Annotated in this window: 16 protein-coding genes; 9 read left to right on the top strand and 7 right to left on the bottom strand. The window is 69.1% G+C overall.

The genetic code is table 11. The features are described from left to right. Positions 1–251: 251 nt before the first annotated feature. Complete coding sequence (locus ACW9TB_RS28110) at positions 252–1,526, top strand: YibE/F family protein (protein WP_472751072.1); 1,275 nt, start codon at positions 252–254, stop codon at positions 1,524–1,526. 71 nt (positions 1,527–1,597) lie between these two features. On the opposite strand, the gene ACW9TB_RS28105 is transcribed toward ACW9TB_RS28110, so the two are convergent. After that, positions 1,598–2,110 carry a hypothetical protein gene (locus ACW9TB_RS28105; RefSeq protein WP_472751071.1) on the bottom strand — a complete coding sequence of 171 codons (513 nt, stop codon included), beginning with the start codon at positions 2,108–2,110 and terminating at the stop codon, positions 1,598–1,600. A 468-nt stretch (positions 2,111–2,578) separates the two neighbouring features. Here ACW9TB_RS28105 and ACW9TB_RS28100 point away from each other — a divergent pair, with 468 nt between their 5' ends. After that, positions 2,579–3,997, top strand: a complete 1,419-nt coding sequence (locus ACW9TB_RS28100) for a xylulokinase (protein WP_472751070.1) — start codon at positions 2,579–2,581, stop codon at positions 3,995–3,997. Positions 3,998–4,095: 98 nt separating this feature from the next. Here ACW9TB_RS28100 and ACW9TB_RS28095 read toward each other — a convergent pair whose 3' ends face one another. Further along, positions 4,096–4,359: a DUF6225 family protein gene (locus tag ACW9TB_RS28095; RefSeq protein WP_472751069.1), complete on the bottom strand. Its 264-nt coding sequence runs from the start codon at positions 4,357–4,359 to the stop codon at positions 4,096–4,098. 35 nt (positions 4,360–4,394) lie between these two features. Continuing rightward, complete coding sequence (locus tag ACW9TB_RS28090; RefSeq protein WP_472751068.1) at positions 4,395–4,892, bottom strand: winged helix-turn-helix transcriptional regulator; 498 nt, start codon at positions 4,890–4,892, stop codon at positions 4,395–4,397. Positions 4,893–4,967: 75 nt separating this feature from the next. Between ACW9TB_RS28090 and ACW9TB_RS28085 the strand changes: the two genes are divergently transcribed. Further along, positions 4,968–5,804, top strand: a complete 837-nt coding sequence (locus ACW9TB_RS28085) for an MBL fold metallo-hydrolase (protein WP_472751067.1) — start codon at positions 4,968–4,970, stop codon at positions 5,802–5,804. A 723-nt stretch (positions 5,805–6,527) separates the two neighbouring features. Here the strand turns inward: ACW9TB_RS28085 and ACW9TB_RS28080 are convergent. Then, positions 6,528–6,773 (bottom strand): hypothetical protein, encoded by a 246-nt coding sequence (locus tag ACW9TB_RS28080; RefSeq protein WP_472751066.1) that lies wholly within the window; start codon positions 6,771–6,773, stop codon positions 6,528–6,530. Positions 6,774–6,997: 224 nt separating this feature from the next. On the opposite strand from ACW9TB_RS28080, the gene ACW9TB_RS28075 reads away from it, so the two are divergent. Further along, positions 6,998–7,336, top strand: coding sequence for a hypothetical protein (locus tag ACW9TB_RS28075; RefSeq protein ID WP_472751065.1), 339 nt, complete (start codon positions 6,998–7,000; stop codon positions 7,334–7,336). 569 nt (positions 7,337–7,905) lie between these two features. On the opposite strand, the gene ACW9TB_RS28070 is transcribed toward ACW9TB_RS28075, so the two are convergent. After that, complete coding sequence (locus ACW9TB_RS28070; protein WP_472751122.1) at positions 7,906–8,079, bottom strand: hypothetical protein; 174 nt, start codon at positions 8,077–8,079, stop codon at positions 7,906–7,908. A gap of 335 nt (positions 8,080–8,414) precedes the next feature. On the opposite strand from ACW9TB_RS28070, the gene ACW9TB_RS28065 reads away from it, so the two are divergent. After that, positions 8,415–9,623: a serine hydrolase domain-containing protein gene (locus ACW9TB_RS28065; RefSeq protein ID WP_472751064.1), complete on the top strand. Its 1,209-nt coding sequence runs from the start codon at positions 8,415–8,417 to the stop codon at positions 9,621–9,623. Positions 9,624–10,176: 553 nt separating this feature from the next. After that, positions 10,177–10,704, top strand: a complete 528-nt coding sequence (locus ACW9TB_RS28060; protein WP_472751063.1) for a GNAT family N-acetyltransferase — start codon at positions 10,177–10,179, stop codon at positions 10,702–10,704. A gap of 271 nt (positions 10,705–10,975) precedes the next feature. Here the strand turns inward: ACW9TB_RS28060 and ACW9TB_RS28055 are convergent, their stop codons facing one another. Then, a complete protein-coding gene (locus ACW9TB_RS28055; RefSeq protein ID WP_472751062.1) occupies positions 10,976–11,260 on the bottom strand; it encodes a hypothetical protein in 285 nt (94 codons plus the stop codon). A gap of 673 nt (positions 11,261–11,933) precedes the next feature. Here ACW9TB_RS28055 and ACW9TB_RS28050 point away from each other — a divergent pair. Then, positions 11,934–12,077 (top strand): hypothetical protein, encoded by a 144-nt coding sequence (locus ACW9TB_RS28050; protein ID WP_472751061.1) that lies wholly within the window; start codon positions 11,934–11,936, stop codon positions 12,075–12,077. Here ACW9TB_RS28050 and ACW9TB_RS28045 read toward each other — a convergent pair. Beyond that, on the bottom strand, positions 12,067–13,602 hold the full coding sequence (locus ACW9TB_RS28045) for a carboxylesterase/lipase family protein (protein ID WP_472751060.1): 1,536 nt from the start codon (positions 13,600–13,602) through the stop codon (positions 12,067–12,069). The genes ACW9TB_RS28050 and ACW9TB_RS28045 overlap by 11 nt on opposite strands. 326 nt (positions 13,603–13,928) lie before the next feature. Between ACW9TB_RS28045 and ACW9TB_RS28040 the strand changes: the two genes are divergently transcribed. Together ACW9TB_RS28040 and ACW9TB_RS28035 are read left to right on the top strand one after the other, a co-directional pair. Next, positions 13,929–14,300 carry a VOC family protein gene (locus ACW9TB_RS28040; protein WP_472751059.1) on the top strand — a complete coding sequence of 124 codons (372 nt, stop codon included), beginning with the start codon at positions 13,929–13,931 and terminating at the stop codon, positions 14,298–14,300. 209 nt (positions 14,301–14,509) lie between these two features. Beyond that, positions 14,510–16,894 (top strand): HelD family protein, encoded by a 2,385-nt coding sequence (locus ACW9TB_RS28035; protein ID WP_472751058.1) that lies wholly within the window; start codon positions 14,510–14,512, stop codon positions 16,892–16,894. Positions 16,895–16,936: the final 42 nt, after the last annotated feature.

The following is a 16,936-nucleotide window of genomic DNA, read 5'->3' as shown; positions in this document are numbered from 1 at the left end:
GACAGGCGTGCGCTTTCTTATGACAAACGCCAGAAGCCGGGCACCTGTCACCGCGGTGCGGTCGCGCCGATCGGGGACCCCGTACCGGAGAGAACAGGACCGGCAGAGGGAGCGCGTCCGTCGGCCGTCCGGCCGCGACGGTCAGGGCGCGGGCGAGACGTACGGCCTCGCGGGAGGCGGGACGGTGACACGATCACCCGCCGGGTGCGGTACTTTCGCCTTCCCCGTCACTGAGGAGAGCTTTTCCGACCATGGGTGCCAACCACTCACACGGCCCGGCCGCCCCCAGCTCCCGTGGCACGGTGTGGGCGACACTGGCCGTCATCGTTCCCCTGGCACTGGCCACGCTGACCGCCCTGGTCTGGCTGTGGCCCACCGAGCTCACCTCCACCGGCCAGCCGTCGGTGAGCCTGCAGCGGGTGACCGGGACGATCACCGCCATCACCCTCACCCCGTGCCCGCAGGAACCGCCCCCGGACGGCCAGCCCCCGGGACAGCAGCCGCAGGCCGACCCCGCCACCTGCGGCGACGCCAAGGTCGAGCTGACCAGTGGCCCGCAGACCGGTCATTTCATCACCGGCGGCCTTCCCAGCGGACCCGGCTCGCAGAAGTTCGCCGCGGGCGACGACGTGATCCTGATCCACACCCCCGACAGCGAGCTGGAGGTGCCTCCGTACCAGATCTCCGACCACGACCGGTCCTCACCCCTGTGGCTGGCCGGTGCCGCGTTCGCGGCGGCGGTGATCGCCTTCGGCCGTTGGCGCGGGGTGATGGCGCTGATCGGGCTGGTCGTCACGTTCGTGCTGCTCCTGCTGTTCGTCATCCCGGCGATCCTGACCGGGCAGCAGCCACTGCTGGTCGCCATCGTCGGCGCCTCGGCGATCATGCTCACGGTGCTGTACCTCACCCACGGCTTCACCATCCCCACCTCGATGGCCGTGGTCGGCACCCTGGTCAGCCTCAGCCTGACCGGCGTGCTGTCGTACGCGGCCATCGGCCTCGCCCAGCTCAACGGGATCACCGACGAGAGCTCGTTCTACCTGGACGTCAGTTACCGGATCAACACCGAGGGCCTGCTGCTGGCCAGCATCATCATCGGCTCGCTCGGCGTGCTGGACGACGTCACCGTCACCCAGTCCGCCACCGTCACCGAACTCGCGCACGCCAACCCCGGCTACGGCTTCGCCCAGCTGTACCGGGCCGCCGCCCGGGTCGGCCGCGCCCACATCGCCTCGGTGATCAACACGATCATCCTCGCCTACGCGGGCGCGTCCCTGCCGCTGCTCCTGCTGGTCAGCGTCGGCGACCAGCCCATCGGCGAGGTGGTGACCAACCCGGTCATCGCCACCGAGATCATCCGCAGCGTCGTGGGCACCCTGGGGCTCATCGCGGCCGTCCCGATCACCACCGCGCTGGCCGCGCTGGCCAGCGCCCGGCGGGCCGTCTCCGACCACCAGCCACCTCCTACGGCACGCCACCGGCGGCGGATGGACGACCCCCTGACCGGCTCGATCCCTCATTCGTAGCGGCGCCGCTCAGCCGGGCGGCCGCCTCCGGCATTTGCCGGGGTCGTCTCCCACACTGACGAACAGCGCGGTCAGCAGGGACGCCGTGGTCGAGCGCCTGGCGGGGCAGGGGGCGTCAGCGGCCGGGGAGATCGGCCCGTGGGCGATGGCCCAGTCGAGGTCACCGTCCAGGTGACCGTCTCGATGCGGCCCTGCTGGGTCAGCTCGTTCAACACGCTCACCGGGTGCCGCTTCCCCGAGCCCGCCCCGCCCGACAACCCTGACGAGTCCGCCACCGGCGCGGCCGGGCTGATCTGGATGTCCGCTTCCTTCAGCCACGCCTTCAGGGTGAAGGTCTCCACGTTCAGGCTCTCGGCGGCCTGGCGGATCGTCAGCCCGCCGAGAGCAACGTCTGGGCGATCTCGTACGACGCGGGCGCGTTCGCGGCGCCGGTCCTCTTCGGTGGGCAGGTCCATCCGGGCCGCGTGCTCGGCCGCCCCGGCCTCCAGCATCTCCCCCGCGCGCACCAGGCAGGCGACGCTGCAATACATATGGCGGCCCTCGCCGCCCGGCGCGCGCTCCAGCAGATACCAGCCGGCTGGCACCCACACCCCACGCTCGGCCCGCTGGCAGATCCGGCAGAAGAACGACCGCTCACTCTCCTGATGGCCACCGTGCGTGGCGGCGCGGGGCCGGAACCAGATGCTGCTCGTCGGTACTCACGGCACTCCACCCTGCCAGAACGGCCCCACCACCGAGCGCCGCTGCCCGTTCCGCTCAAGGACTGCGAGCGCTCGGCGCGCCGACTACCAGGGCAGGTGTCGACGTCGCTGATGATCAGCTTCGGTACACCGCCGCGGGCTGCGTCATGATCTTGACAACACGCCTGGCGCAACCGAAATAATTCAGCCATTCGACAAATAAACCAAGCGTCCAGAGCTTCGCCTCCAGACACGGTCGGTGCCGAGGGCTTCGGATTCATCCGCTCAACCAGTTCGCCGTCGACCACCTGGTTCACGCCCCGCTGACCAACCGCGCCACCTGACCCGCCCCCGACTACCCCTGGAGGACCGGTGCCCCTCGTCGCCGGGGTCGACTCGTCGACCCAGTCGTGCAAAGTCGTCATCCGCGACGCCGAGACCGGGAAGCTGGTGCGCGAAGGTCGCGCACCACACCCCGTCGGCACCGCCGTGCCGCCGGCCGCGTGGGAGGCCGCACTGTCCGACGCGGTCGCACAGGCCGGCGGACTGGACGATGTAGCGGCTGCCTCGATCGCCGGGCAGCAACAGGGCATGGTGTGCCTGGACGCCGACGGCGCGGTGATCCGGGACGCCGTGCTGTGGAACGACACCCGCTCGGCCGGCGCCGCCGCCGACCTGATCTCGGATCTCGGTGGCGGCGAGGCGGGACAGCGAGCATGGGCGGAGGCGGTCGGCCTGGTACCGGTGGCCAGCTTCACCGTCACCAAGCTGCGCTGGCTGGCCTCGGCGGAGCCGGACAACGCCGCCCGTACAGCCGCGGTGTGTCTGCCCCACGACTGGCTGACCTGGCGACTGTCCGGCGCACCGGGGCTCGATGCGCTGCGCACCGACCGCAGCGAGGCCAGCGGGACCGGATACTGGTCGGCCGCGACCGGTGAGTACCGCCTGGACCTGATCCGGCTGGCGTTCGGCCGCGACGATGTGCTGCTGCCGCGGGTGCTTGGGCCGACCCATCAGGCAGGGCACCTGCGCACCGGTGCGCCGCTGGGCCCCGGCGCCGGCGACTGCGCCGCGGCGGCGCTGGGTGTCGGCGCCGAGCCGGGCGACGTGATCGTGTCGATCGGCACCTCCGGCATAGTGTCCACCGTTTCCGACGACGTGCCGGCCGCGGACCCGAGCGGGATCGTGGCCGGGTACGCCGATATGACCGGCCGGTTCCTGCCGCTGGTGTGCACGCTCAATGCCGCCCGGGTGCTGGACGCGGCCGCGGCCATGCTGCGAGTGGACCACGCGGAGCTGTCGGCGCTGGCGCTGTCCGCACCGCCGGGCGCCGACGGGCTGGCCCTGGTGCCCTACCTGGAGGGCGAGCGCACACCGAACCGCCCGCACGCCACCGGAGCCGTGCACGGCCTGACCCTGCGGACCTCGACCCCCGCCCACCTGGCCCGCGCGGCGGTGGAGGGCATGCTGTGCGCACTCGCCGACGGGCTGGACGCGATGATCGCGCAGGGCACGACGGTCAACCGGGTCATCCTGGTCGGCGGCGGCGCCCGCTCAGAAGCGGTGCGCCGGATCGCTCCCACCATCTTCGGCCGTCCCGTGCTCGTCCCACCACTGGGCGAGTACGTCGCCGACGGCGCCGCCCGTCAGGCGGCCTGGGTGTTGTCGGGCGGGCAGCGGCCGCCGTCGTGGACGGTTGGGCAGGTCGAGACGCACGAGGCAGACGCCGTACCGGCGATCCGAGAACGGTACGCCGTGGCCCGCGCGAATGTCCTCGACCGCGCTGGCTGACGGCGGCAGAGCTGGTCAGCGGATCGGTGCCACGAACCGCGCCACGCCGAGGCATTGGGGTGTCTCGTGTCGGGTCGGGCCGGGACGCCCCGCCGTGATTACTCTCGGTGGGTTTCCCCGGCCCGACCCCCTAGGGCTTGTACGGACTTCGGATCTTTAGAGTCGTCGTCAGCGACAGTGTGGACCCGCACGGTCAGCGGTACGTCGTCAGCCAGGTCGGCCATTGCCGCGCGCAGTCGACCGGCCGTCCAGGCCAGGCGGCCTGTTCCGTCGGTGAGGTGGTTCCAGGGGGCGCGGGTACAGATCCTCGTGAGCCTCCATGCGGCGATGCTACGAGCAGGAGTCGGAGCGATCCGGGCCACCACGCCGAGGAGGCCGAGTGGGCTCGTCCGAGCAGCTACGAGGAGTTGGTGGCAGCGAGGTAGGCCGCGTTCAGGCGCTCGCGAACACTCGGTGATCGCGCTGGGAGTTTGGAGCCGAGGTGCTCGCGGCGAAGCTCGTCCATGAACTCCTGCCAGAGCGCGGGGCCGCCTTGTTCAAGCAGCACGGCGCGAGCGTTCAGCGCGCTGCTCGTGGGGCGGTGACGAAGTCCCCAGCTGCCCAGCTGCGCGAACACGGGTACGAGTTGGATCGCGGGTTCGGCCAGGCTGTAGCGTGCCCGCTGGCCGGCTCGCGTGTCCTCGCGGGTGAGCAGTCCCGACTTGACGAGTCGCTTGAGTCGGTCGGCGAGAATATTTGAGGCGATCCCCTCGATTGAGTTGGCCTGCAGCTCTCGGAAATAGCGGCGGTCTCCGAAGACGATGTCGCGGAGGACGATCAGGCTCCAGCGATCCCCGAACACCTCGATGGCGGCGTTGATCGGGCACTCCGACCGCGGCTCATTCGCTTCGCCCATAGTGCTTGCAATTTACCACCGCCAGGTATTACCGTCTCGGCGAGCGGTTGCAAATCACAAGCGGAAGGGGCCGGCATGCTGAGGCAGGTCGCGGAGGGTGTGCTGGTCCACGAGAGCGAGTTCGTGCAGAGCAACGCCGTTGTCGTGCAAGGCCGCGTCGGCGTGTTGCTCATCGACCCCGGGGTGGAGGACCACGAAATGGCCTGCCTCGCGAGCGATCTGTCCCATTTGGGCCAGACCGTTGTGGCGGGCTTCTCGACGCATCCGGATTGGGATCACCTGCTCTGGCATGCCAGGCTCGGCACTGCCCCTCGTTACGGCACGGCGCGCTGCGCGGCCACTGTCCGGGATCAGCTCTCCGACCCGGGGGCGAAGGCCGAGATAACCGCCCACCTGGAACCGACGGGCATCGCCGAGCAGGTCCCGCTGGACCTGTACGGCCTCATCACAGCCCTGCCCGCCGAGACGGCGCGGATTCCATGGGATGGCCCTCAAGTCCGGATCATCGAGCATCAAGCGCATGCACCGGGCCATGCGGCGCTGTTCATCGAAGAACGCGGGGTTCTCGTCGCCGGCGACATGCTCTCCGATGTCTTGATTCCGATGCTCGACGTGAACGGCACCGCCGACCCGATCGAGGACTACCTCGCCGCGCTGCGGCTGCTGGAGGGTGTGGCAGACGATGTCGATGTCGTCATCCCTGGCCACGGGTCAGTCGGCGGAGCTGATCAGGTACACGCACGGATCGAGCGGGATCGGGCGTACGTGCTCGCCTTGCGTGAGGGCCGTGTTCCCGATGACCCGCGGGTCGGCTCATCGGCGAAGCCCGGCTGGGAGTGGGTGAGCGATGTGCACAACGGGCAAGCCCAGCGGCTCGCCCGACGAAGCGAGCGCGACGGAACGCCCGGCTAGCTCACGGTAGTGCCAGCCCAGCGATTCCGCGGCTTCGTCGAGGGACAGCGACCGGTCCGGCCGCGCGGCCCGCTTCTCGATCACCGGCCGCACCTGCCCCGGAGTCAAGGCGTTGATGTCCGCCAGTGTGGACAGGTCGTAGGAGCGGCCCTTCTTCTCGAATACGCGCAGGCGCGCGAGGAGCGTAGTTCCTCGGTCCCCACGGCCCGGTAGGCCGGGAAGGGCCTGACGCGATCCTCGGGGCGGCGTAGCGTCGGGGTATGGCCGAGGAGCGAGAGGACCCGCCGATCTGCGGTACCTGCCTGGGAGTGGGCGGCGAATGGATCGACCGGAACGACACCGGCCCGAAGCGGAGCATCTGGGCTGCCTGCGCCTCGTGTTCGGGGGTGGGGCGGCGATGACCGATCCGATCACCTGCCCCGAATGCGAGGGCGAGGGCGGCCGGTGGTTGGGCCGTCTGCGGATCGCGTGCCGGTTCTGCCACGGCCGGGGCCGGGGCTCCCTCGTACGCGAACCGCCCCCGCTACCCCCGCAACCACCGCGGCGGCGCCGACCGCCAAGCCGCCCGTGCCCACCTGCGCATGCAACGCGACGCGGCCGCTGCCCGAGCCACCCGCCCGGCGGTTGCCGCGTGAGCATGACGGTCGACCGCGCTGGCTGCGCCCCTACTTCAAAATCTACCACTCCGGCTGAAAGCCAGGGATCTCATCTGGCGACCACCACTCAGGCTGATAGTCGGGGTGGGTGAAGTAACGTTGTGGCCAACCCCAGCAAGGTCAGCAGGCCCTGTGGAGTTCGCTCTGCGCTGGAGATACGGCCGATGATCTGTCGCCGGTTCTCAACGTCGCCGAGCATGTCTGCGGCAATCGAGCGCAGCTCCGGTTTTGGATAGCGCCACTCCTGCTCGTCTTCGTCAATACGAGCATGCAGGAAAGCGAGCAAAGTATCCATGATGTCCAGAGCGTTCACAGCGTCATCATTCCTTGACCGCGCCGACCGTGCCAGCTCGGTTTCGCTGGCGCACCGGGCGCAGGCCGTTCATCATCAAAGGCATGACCTTCGGCGGCCAATACGCTTACGTGATTCAGACACGCGAACCCGGACGCTCTTCGTGGTCGTGGGTGAGCTATGGCGACGGGGAGCGGCGGATGGCCGGGCGTGGGGTCGTTGATGATGCTGTGGGTAGCCCGCGCGTGTTCGGTCGCGCTACTTTCCGCGCCTACCTCGGCCATCTGGTCGCTGAAGCAGGCGGGGCGGTGGAGTACTTCCTGGACGAGGAGTATGAGGAGCACGGCACTGACTGGCGCATCATGGTGTGGGACGTCCCCGCCACGGGCTACGACCAGCGCAGCACGGTGCCGCCTCCCGGTGATCCGCTCCGCGCGGGGTATGCCCTCGCGATGGCTATCGAGGGCGGCGAACCGCACTACGTGGGCAGGTGGAGTGGAGCCGACGTCCGCAAACAGCTGCGCGACCTGGTGGTGCGGGCCGAGGCGTCGCCTACCGGGCAGGCCGTTCCTCCCGCCGTCTGAGCTGGCTCTTCTCGGGGTGTCACATCGGCGTGCTTGGTCTGGTCTTCCTGGATTCTCAGTCGGGTGGCATGTCGACGAAGCGGCTGTAGTGGCCCTGGAAGGCCACGGTGATCGTGGCCGTGGGGTATTGCGGTGCTTGGCCACGATCAGGTCGGCCTTCCCCGCGACCCTTCAAACGCCGCATGGAACGCTCTGGCCAGGTCCCGTGATCGTTGTCGCCCTCCGCAGGAAAACGCAAAGCAGCGATAGCGGTCCAGGAGAGCATGTCGAGTGGTCGCACCGATGGGTCGTACGAGGGCATTGGCGCAACCAATGGCACCTCCGCCTCCAGACTCAACGCGCCATGTGGATCAGCGAACACGTCAAGGTGATCGCCTGGCGCCGCTGAGCACTCGGACAACACGAGAGCCGCCTTCATCCCCCGGAGGCGGCTCTCGTGTCGCACCACCACGCTGGCCAGCCATATCCGCCCGATCTCCAGCTACCCCAACCCCCTGTGTTGCTCGCGCGGAATCGATGTCAGCGACTTCTGTCAGCCCTGATCTCAGAGCTTGTGAACAAACCGATCGTTACGGGGACTGGCGTCCGGTTGATCGGGCGAGTCGCCGTCCCCTCGGGGTGATCATTGCCCAGAGGACCATGGCTTCGTGGTGCTCGGGTAAGCGCTCGTAGTCGCGGACGCAGCGGCGGCGCACCGTCTCAGGGTGACAGCCCAGCGTCGCGGCGATCGCCGGGCCTCGCATTCCCTCCCAGCTCAATGCGACGACCTTCGCGCGTCGGATCCATTCGGCGAGGCATGCCGGGCACCGGCGAGCCTGCGGATCTGATGTTTCTCCTCGCCGTTTCGCGGTGCCCGGGCGCGTGGCAGTTTCGGCATGACAGCACACCTCCCTGTCATCCACGATGCCCCTGGTCAGGACTACTGACCAGGGGCAACCGCAACACCCGTTGAGGGACAGAGCATTAGTAAGGCTTGAATCGACTGAACGGCCGAGGAACTCGGCCGAAAGTCCGATCCGGGGATCGGTTGATGAAAGAGATCATCTCAACACCAACAACTCAATGAATGTGAGGATTCGTGTTCACCCATCATCGAGGGCGCCCCCTGCAAAAGTTGATGGTGCTGGGGGTCTTCGCAGCGCTAGTGAGCGCCGTGGCCCCGACACCGGCCTCTGCCGCGCCCCATCCTGCCTACACCCACGCCGACCTGCGGCGGCACGTACGGGCCATCCACGCCGTGGGTGTCACAGGGGTGCAGGCCCGCCTTGTCGGCCCAGAGGGAACGGAATGGAGCGCCACCAGCGGCACCGCTGATATCCGGTCCCAGCGGCCGGTCTCGCCCGTCGGTCACTTCCGGATCGGCAGCTACAACAAGACCTTCGTGGCCACCGTGGTTCTCCTCCTCGCCGGTGAGGGCCGGATATCCCTGGACGACACCGTCGAAACCTGGTTACCGGCGATGATCCGGGGCAACGGCAACGATGGGCGGAGGATCACCATTCGCCATCTCCTCCAGCACACCAGCGGCCTTCGCGACGACTACCCCTACCCGGCGGCCATCGACTCCGCCGCCGACTACCACAGGTACCGCTACCGGACCTACAGCCCTGAACAGGTCATCGCTCGGGCCATGCGCCACAAGCCGTACTTCCGGCCCGGGAAGGGCTGGAGCTACTCCAATACCGGCTATGCCGTACTCGGCATGGTCATCGAGAAGGTCACGGGGCGTCCCTGGCATGCCGAGGTTGAGGCTCGGATCCTCCGGCCACTGAAACTCAGGAATACCTCATGGCCAGGCACCTCCGCCCGCTTGCCCCACCCCCACGCCAAGGGTTATGCCCGTTTCGAGCAGTCGAAAAGTTTCGTGGACGTCACCGAACACCGGGATGCGGACGCCTCAGGTGGCTTGATCTCCACCACTGCGGATCTCAACAGGTTCTTCCGTGCCCTCCTGGGAGGCGGGCTGTTGCAGCCCGCGCAGTTGCGGCAGATGAAGCAGACCGTCCCGGTGGACCAGCAGATCCAGCGGATATGGCCGGGAGCCCGTTACGGACTGGGACTGTTCTCCCAACGGCTGTCCTGCGGAAAGACCTCCTGGGGGCACGGCGGCGACATTTTGGGGTTCACGACCAGAGGCGGTACTTCAGAGGACGGCCGTCGCAGCGTCACGATCTCCATCTCCACCAGCGTCATTCATCCCATCGACACCATCATTCGACAGGAGAAGGCGGTGTCGTCGTTGATCGACCGTGCCCTGTGCGCCGAAGCGCTGGCTACGGGCTCGTAAGGGCCCGCACGCCGCTCTCGACCACATCGCCGCTCACCCCGAACCCGGCGGGCCGATGGCGCCGCGCCGAATCCCGCTTGCCGGACGGCGATGGTGTAGGCCAGCCAAGCATGGTGATTTCCGAGCGTGAGCCCAAGCCTGAGCCCGAGCGTTACCTCGGTTACGAGCCCGGTTACGAGCCCGCTGAAGAGTCCGAACGCGACCCCGGTTGCGAGCGCGCCCGCGCTGGCCAGGCTGCCTGCGAGTCCGGCTTGCCAGGCGATGTGGCGTCGTTATAGTCAGCTGAGCTGGCGCGTGCCGCGTGTGGTTTTGTTCGTGGGAACTGACCGCACTTGGCAGCCGGAAGCATGATCTGTGTTCGCGAGAAGTGACCGCACCTTTGGTGGCTGCGGGTCTGCGGCCGTGGTCGCCCTGGTGCGGGGTGAGCGGAACCGTGCTCCCGCCAGGTCGCGGCCGCTCGGGCATAGCCGGAGCACGTGGGGAACGTGGTGAGCGGTTGGCGCTTCTGCTTCGGCGGTAGCGGGGCGGTGACTGGTCGGACATGATGTAACGAATGACCACTGTGCGCATGATTGCGGATCAGGAACCCGTTGAGATCGTCATTGCGGATGAGAGCGATCTTTCCGGAATCGTCGATATCTTGAACGACGTGGCGGCAAGCTCGATCGCAACCTTTGATACCCGGCCGACCAGCGTGGCCGAGCGGCAGGCCTGGTTCGAGCAGTTCTCCCCGACAGGCCCCTACCGGCTGCTGGTCGCTCGGCGTCACGGTCGAATAGTCGGTTATGCCTGTAGTCAGGCTTACCGGAGCCACGAGGCGTTCCGGGACACTGTTGAGCTCAGCGTTGCTCTCGACACTGGTTGCCGGAGCGGGGGCGTGGGAACGTCGCTGTATCGCGCCCTATTCGAAAGCATCACCGACGAGCCGATCCACGCCGTCGTCGTGGGAATCGCCATGCCCAATGACGCGTCGGTCGCCCTCCATCGCAAGTTCGGCTTCACAGAGGTCGGTACCTTCCGCGAGTACGCCACCAAGAACGGCCAGTACATCAGTTCGCTGTGGATGCAGCGGCTCTTCTGAGTCCGTGAACATGCCGTCTTGGCCGAGGAGCACGCCCGGCGCGGCGACGAACTCAGCGAGGCCTCCCGCGGCCTGTTCCGCCCCACCTGATCGCAGCGGCCGGGGCAGTCATAGGTTCTGGGAAGTTGCCTTCCCGCTACCTAGATGGCCTATGAACTGCGGAAACGTGCGCTAACTCACGATAAGTGAGCACCAGTTCGAGATTCCTCGTGGTCCGCCGGATTCTGGGCAGCATCCAGCGGACCACGACATCATCCGAACGGATGCGTCATCATGGGCTCACTTGAATGTACAGATCGACCCAGCCGTTACCGCCCCGGCATTGGTAGTCGTACCATTCCCCGTTGCTAACACCCCGGTTTCCTCGGTCATAACACAGCCACCATGGGTTGGGGCCGTAGAAGGTGTCGTAGTAGCGCAGCGGCGACATGGCCACCGCACCACCTGTGGTCTGGGTCGCAGTGGCGGCCGTGGCGCCGCCTGCCAGCCCGACGCCGATACCAGCTGTCAACACCATGCCTACGCCGATGCTCGCCAACAGTTTACGAATACGCATTCCTTACCTCTTTTCACCCCTGCGGCGTACTGTTTCCACAAAGCACTATGGCAAGCGAATAATCATTCCAAAAGAAGGATTCCTGCCAATGATCTCGTCATTTAGGGCGAAGGTGATTGGTCCATTTAAATTCACTGAATAGCCATTTTCTGTCAATCTTCTGTTGCCTGGCGTGATCTTGAGACGGCATCCAGCAGGGCCCCACTCTTGTCGGCGTCACCAGGGAAAAAGTGGCTCCGTGTGACGGCGGTGACGGTGGGTGATTCGCAGAAACGAACGATTGTGCGAGGTCAGCGCCGTCCTCGTTCGGTGAGGCATTCACCCAGGTCACCATTCGCAGAACTCCTCTCACAACCGGAACGTTCTGAGAGATGGTTCTGAGACGGCTCTGATCTATGCGAACGCTCCACTTCGCCCCTGGTGACGGCGACCCGAGCGGGGGCCCTCTGTCTCTGGGACCCGAGACGAGACAGCCCGGCCCCCGTGACATCGGAAGACGCCCACGATCAGGTCCCCGGCTCCGTCGACCTGGACATGGTCCGGGCGGTGTTCGAGACCAACGTCTTCGGGGTGATAGCGGTGACCAACGCCATGCTGCCGCCGCTGCGACGGGCACCGGCGCCGCGTGTCGTCAACGTCAGCAGCGCCCCGGACGCTCCCTTCGCAGTCCGCGATGGGCGCGCTGACCGTGCGGTACGCCAACGAGCTGCGCGAGGACGGCATCCTCATCAACGCCGCCCCCGGCTACGTCGACACGGAGAGCAACAACCACAGCGGGCCGGTAACCCCGGCCGGGGTTACCGGTACTACGGGCTGATCAGCGGCAGCGCGGAGAAGGTGTGGTCCTGCCAGATCAGGCGGGAGGGCTCTTCCGGGTAGGCGGTGACAACCGGCCGGGTGTCGAAGCACTGAACGAGGCGCTGACCGGTGTCGTACGCGGGCCAGCCAGGGTCGCCGTCGGTGGCGAACGAGGTCCACGCCGCGCGCATCCGGGCGGACAGGGCCTCCGCCTCCGGAGAGGGTGTCTCACCGATCAGTACGGCGGGCTGGCCGCGGTCCAGGTTGCCGAAGACGAGCGGCACGTCGAGGCCGTGGCAGGCACCGAAGGCGCCGCCCATGCCCGGAGCGGGCCAGGCCAGCTCGTAGACGTGCGCGCGTCCACCGGCAGCCGTCTGGGCCTCGGCGAGGTGGAGCGACGGCATGCGGAACAGCCAGTCGGAATGGACCAGTTCGTACAGCTCGTCCGGGCTCGCCGCCGGGAAGGCGTCGCGATAACGGCGCGCGCCGTCCGGGCCGGGGGCGAAGACACGGAGGGCGTCCGCCGCCTGCTTCTCGCTCACCTCGCCGAACAGACCGTCGATGACGGTGAACAGGCGCTGCTCGTCGCGGGTGTGGCCGACGAGGAGTCCGATGTCGCGACCGGCGCCGTCGTTCAGGGCCTGCCACGGTGTGACGGCCAGGACCTCACCGTCGACCACGGGCGAGAAGGGGATCGTTCGGTGCGCGGGCCGGCCCCAGCGACCCGCCCAGCGGTCCATCTTGGCGGCGACCGCGTCGGCGGCGGCGGACAGCCGACTCGGGACGACGCCGGACAGGTCGGCCACCGTGGGGCGCAGCCCCAGCTCGTCGGCGCAGGCGGCGGTGATGTCCGCGGCGAGCTCCGGCGAGAAGAACGTGCCCGGCACGCTCTGCGCGACGGCCCGGTGAAAGAGCCCGGCCGCGCGGTCCATCGCCAGCAGCGCGGCGACCGATCCCCCGCCCGCCGACTGGCCGAAAACCGTGACCCGGTCAGGGGCGCCGCCGAAGGCCCGGATGTTGTCGCGCACCCATTCGAGAGCGGCGACCTGGTCGAGCAGCCCCCGATTGGCGGGAGCCTCCTCGATCTGCGCGAAGCCCTCGACCCCCACGCGGTAGTTGAACGTCACCACGACGACGCCACCGTCTCGCGCGAGACGGCCACCGTCGTACTCGGGGAGGCCGGACATGCCGATCGCGTAGGCGCCGCCCTGGATCCACACCATCACCGGCAGCCCCGCGCCCGGAGTGAGGTCGGACGACCAGACGTTGACCGTCAGCCAGTCGTCGTCCGCGTCCCGCGACAGCGCGCCCATGCCGAAATGGCCGCCCTGCGGGGGCGGCGGGCCGTACGAGTCGGCCTCCCGCACCCCGCTCCAGCCCTGGACCCGCCGAGGCGCGGCGAAGCGCGACGGGCCGACCGGGGGCTCGGCGAACGGGATGCCGCGGAAGACCGCCACACCCGCCTCCCGGCTACCGCGCAGCCTCCCGGCCGCCACACGGACTTCGGGCCGGGACCCAGATGGCACGGACTCGGCAGCGGTCATCACGACTTCCTCTCTCGGACCTGAGGAGAGGACTCGCCTCGGCCCCGGACCCTGCGAATCATCCCCCCGAGGCCGGATACCGCGCCAACGATTTATGGACGCACCCCGGGCCGCCGGGCGTCGTTCCCGTAGTGCCCGCGTGTGCCGGGGTCGCGTGGCGTGGCACGTCGCCGCAGGTGGTCGCGACGGCCGGGCCGAGAGAACCCGCGCCGATCCGCGTTCAGGCCCCTTCCGCGTCTCCTCCACGGCCGCGAGGACATCGGAGATGGCAACTCGCCTGGTCAGGGGTTGGCGACCCGTGGCCGATGCCCCGTAGGGTGCCGATCATGGCTTGCCGTATTTCCGAACTGATAATCCCCTGCCGGGATCCGCGACGGCTGGCGGAGTTCTGGTGCGAGGTGCTGGGCTTCGTCGTGCTCGACATCGACGACGGCGCGGTGGAGGTCGGGCCGAGGGAAGGGTTCGGCGGACTGCAGCCGACCCTCATCTTCAGCCCCACCACCGAGCCCAAGACGGGCACGCTGCGGCTGCACTTCGACGTCAACGCCACCGATCGCGATCAGGACGCCGAACTCGAACGCCTCCTGAGGCTCGGGGCGCGCCCGGTCGACGTCGGCCAGACCGGCGAGGAGTCCTGGCACTGCCTGGCCGATCCCGAAGGCAACGAGTTCTGCCTCCTGCGAGCCCGCCTGAGCTGAGCACCGGCCCAAGGTTCGAGGCACCGGGGCGGAGTAAGGCGGAGTAAGCACGAGCCGCCGGGGTCGGCATGGGCGACGTCGACAGCCGGTCAGATCATCCGTAAGAGCCCGGGCGGCGGACGCGCACTGGTGACGCGAAGGGGGATGCGTTACGCTATGCGCTCACACAAGAAAATACGCATGCCATCAGACAGGAGTCTACCAAAGACATGGAGCTTCGTCAACGCGATTCCGCCCTCGCCGAAGCGCTACGGGTCGAGCAGGCCCATGTCAGCGAGCTCTACGACCGCCTCGACATCGCCCGGGAGGAGACGCTGGCCGCGCTGCGCGCCGAACACGCCCGTGGCGAGAGCGGCGGCTCGCGTCAGGCCAGGATCGAGCGGGAGGTCGCCGCCGGAGAGCACGCCCGCCGCCTGGCCCAGCTGTCCGGGGTCGAGCGCGACCTGTGCTTCGGCAGGATCGACGACGCCGACGGCGAAACCCTCTACATCGGCCGGGCCGGGCTGCGCGACGCCGACCGCGAGATCGTCCTCGTCGACTGGCGCGCTCCGGCCGCCCGCCCCTTCTACACCGCCACCCCCGCCGCCCCCGGGCCGCTGGTCCGCCGCCGCCACCTGCACCTGCGCGACCGCGCCGTGGTGGGCCTGGACGACGAGGTGTTCGACCTGGAACGGCTGAGCGAGGGCGACCGCCGCACGCTGGTCGGTGAGGCCGCGCTCATGGCGGCCCTGCGGCGGGGCCGTACCGGCCGGATGGGCGACGTGGTGGCCACCATCCAGATCGAGCAGGACCGGGTGATCCGCTCGGGCCTGCCCGGCGCGCTGGTGGTCCAGGGCGGCCCCGGCACCGGCAAGACCGTCGCCGCGCTGCACCGGGCCGCCTTCCTGCTGTACGCCCACCGCACCACCCTGGAGCGGCGCGGCGTGCTGGTGGTGGGTCCCAACGCGCTGTTCTCCCGCTACATCGGCCAGGTGCTGCCCTCTCTCGGCGAGACCGACGTGGTGCTGTCGAGCCTGGGCGAACTCCATCCCGGGGTGCACCCCACCGCGGCCGACTCCCCCGCCGCCGCCGTCGTCAAGGGTGACCCGCGCATGGCCGGGGTCGTGGCCGCCGCGCTCGCCGACCGCCAGCGCGTCCCCGGCGGCGACCTGGGGGTGGCGATCGTCACACGGACCTCGGTACGCGACGGGGTCGAGGTGGTGGTCGAGCGGATGACGCTCACCGTGGACCACACCACCTGCGTACGCGCCCGCGACCGGGCCAGGGCCGCGCGCCACCCCCACAACGTGGCCCGCCGGTTGTTCGTGATCGACATGCTCAGGGCCCTCGCCCTGGACGAGGCCGCCCGGCTGGACGGGCCGACGGAGGAGGAGGACCTGCGTTACGCCCGCAAGATGCTGTGGGCGCAACCGGCGGTCCGCGAGGCGCTGGACGCGCTGTGGCCGCCCCTCACCCCCGAACAGCTGATCGCCGACCTGCTCGCCTCCCCCGACGCCCTCCGGTCGGCCGCCCCCGGCCTGTCCGGAGCCGAGCGCGCCGCCCTGCTGAGGCCGTACGGCGAGCCGTGGACCGTCGGCGACGTACCGCTGCTGGACGAGGCGGCGGAGATCCTCGGCGAGGACACCGGCGTCGGCGGCGGCGGAGAGAACGGGGCGCCGGAGTCGGAGAGGGAACGCGAGGAGGAGGAGCGCTACGCGCTGGGCGTGCTGGAGTTCACCGGCCTGCTGGAGGCGGAGATGATGGAGGCCGGAGCGCTGGCCGAGCGCCACCGCGCGCCGGGACCGGCCACGACCACCGCCGAACGGGCCCGCCGCGACCGGCGCTGGGCGTACGGGCACGTCATCGTCGACGAGGCGCAGGAGCTGTCGGCGATGGCCTGGCGGACCGTGATGCGCCGCGTTCCGGCCCGTTCGCTGACGGTGGTGGGCGACATCGCGCAGCGGGGGTCGGCCGCGGGGGCCCGATCCTGGGGCGAGATGCTCGACCCCTACGTCGGGGGCCGCTGGCGCCAGGAGCACCTGCGGGTCAACTACCGGACCCCGGCGGAGATCATGCGGGTGGCCGCGGACGTGCTGGCGGTTGTCGCGCCCGATCAGGAACCCCCCGAGTCGGTCCGGGACGGCGGGAGCGCGCCCCGGGCCCTGCTCCTCGACCTCGACTCCCCCGGCGCTCCCGGCGACCTCAACATCTCCGACGACCCCGGCGCTCCCGGTACCGATGACCGTGACGGCGACGGCGGTCCGCGCGGCCGGGCCGGTCTCGGCGCGCTGGCGGACCTGGTCGAGGGCGAGCTGGCTGAGATCGGTGAGGGCCGCCTGGCCGTCATCGTCCCCGACGCCCGCCACGCCGCGATCCACGCGCTCTTCCCCCCGCCCGCCGACGTCCTCGACTCCCCCGTCGCCGTGCTGACCGTCACCGCCTCCAAGGGGCTGGAGTTCGACGCCGTGGTGGTCGTCGAACCCGCCGAGATCCTGGCACAGACCCCCATGGGCGGGCACGACCTGTACGTGGCGATCACCCGGGCGACCCGGCGGCTGACCGTCACCCACCGCGCCGAGCTGCCGGCGATGCTCTCCCGGCTCGTACGGCACTAACCTGGGGGCACTTTTTCACGTTGGATTTCGCGTTGGGTCTCG

It is taken from the genome of Streptosporangium sp. H13245 (assembly GCF_055690525.1).
The sequence above is the reverse complement of the archived record's forward strand: the minus strand, read 5'-3'. Positions and strand labels throughout refer to the sequence as shown.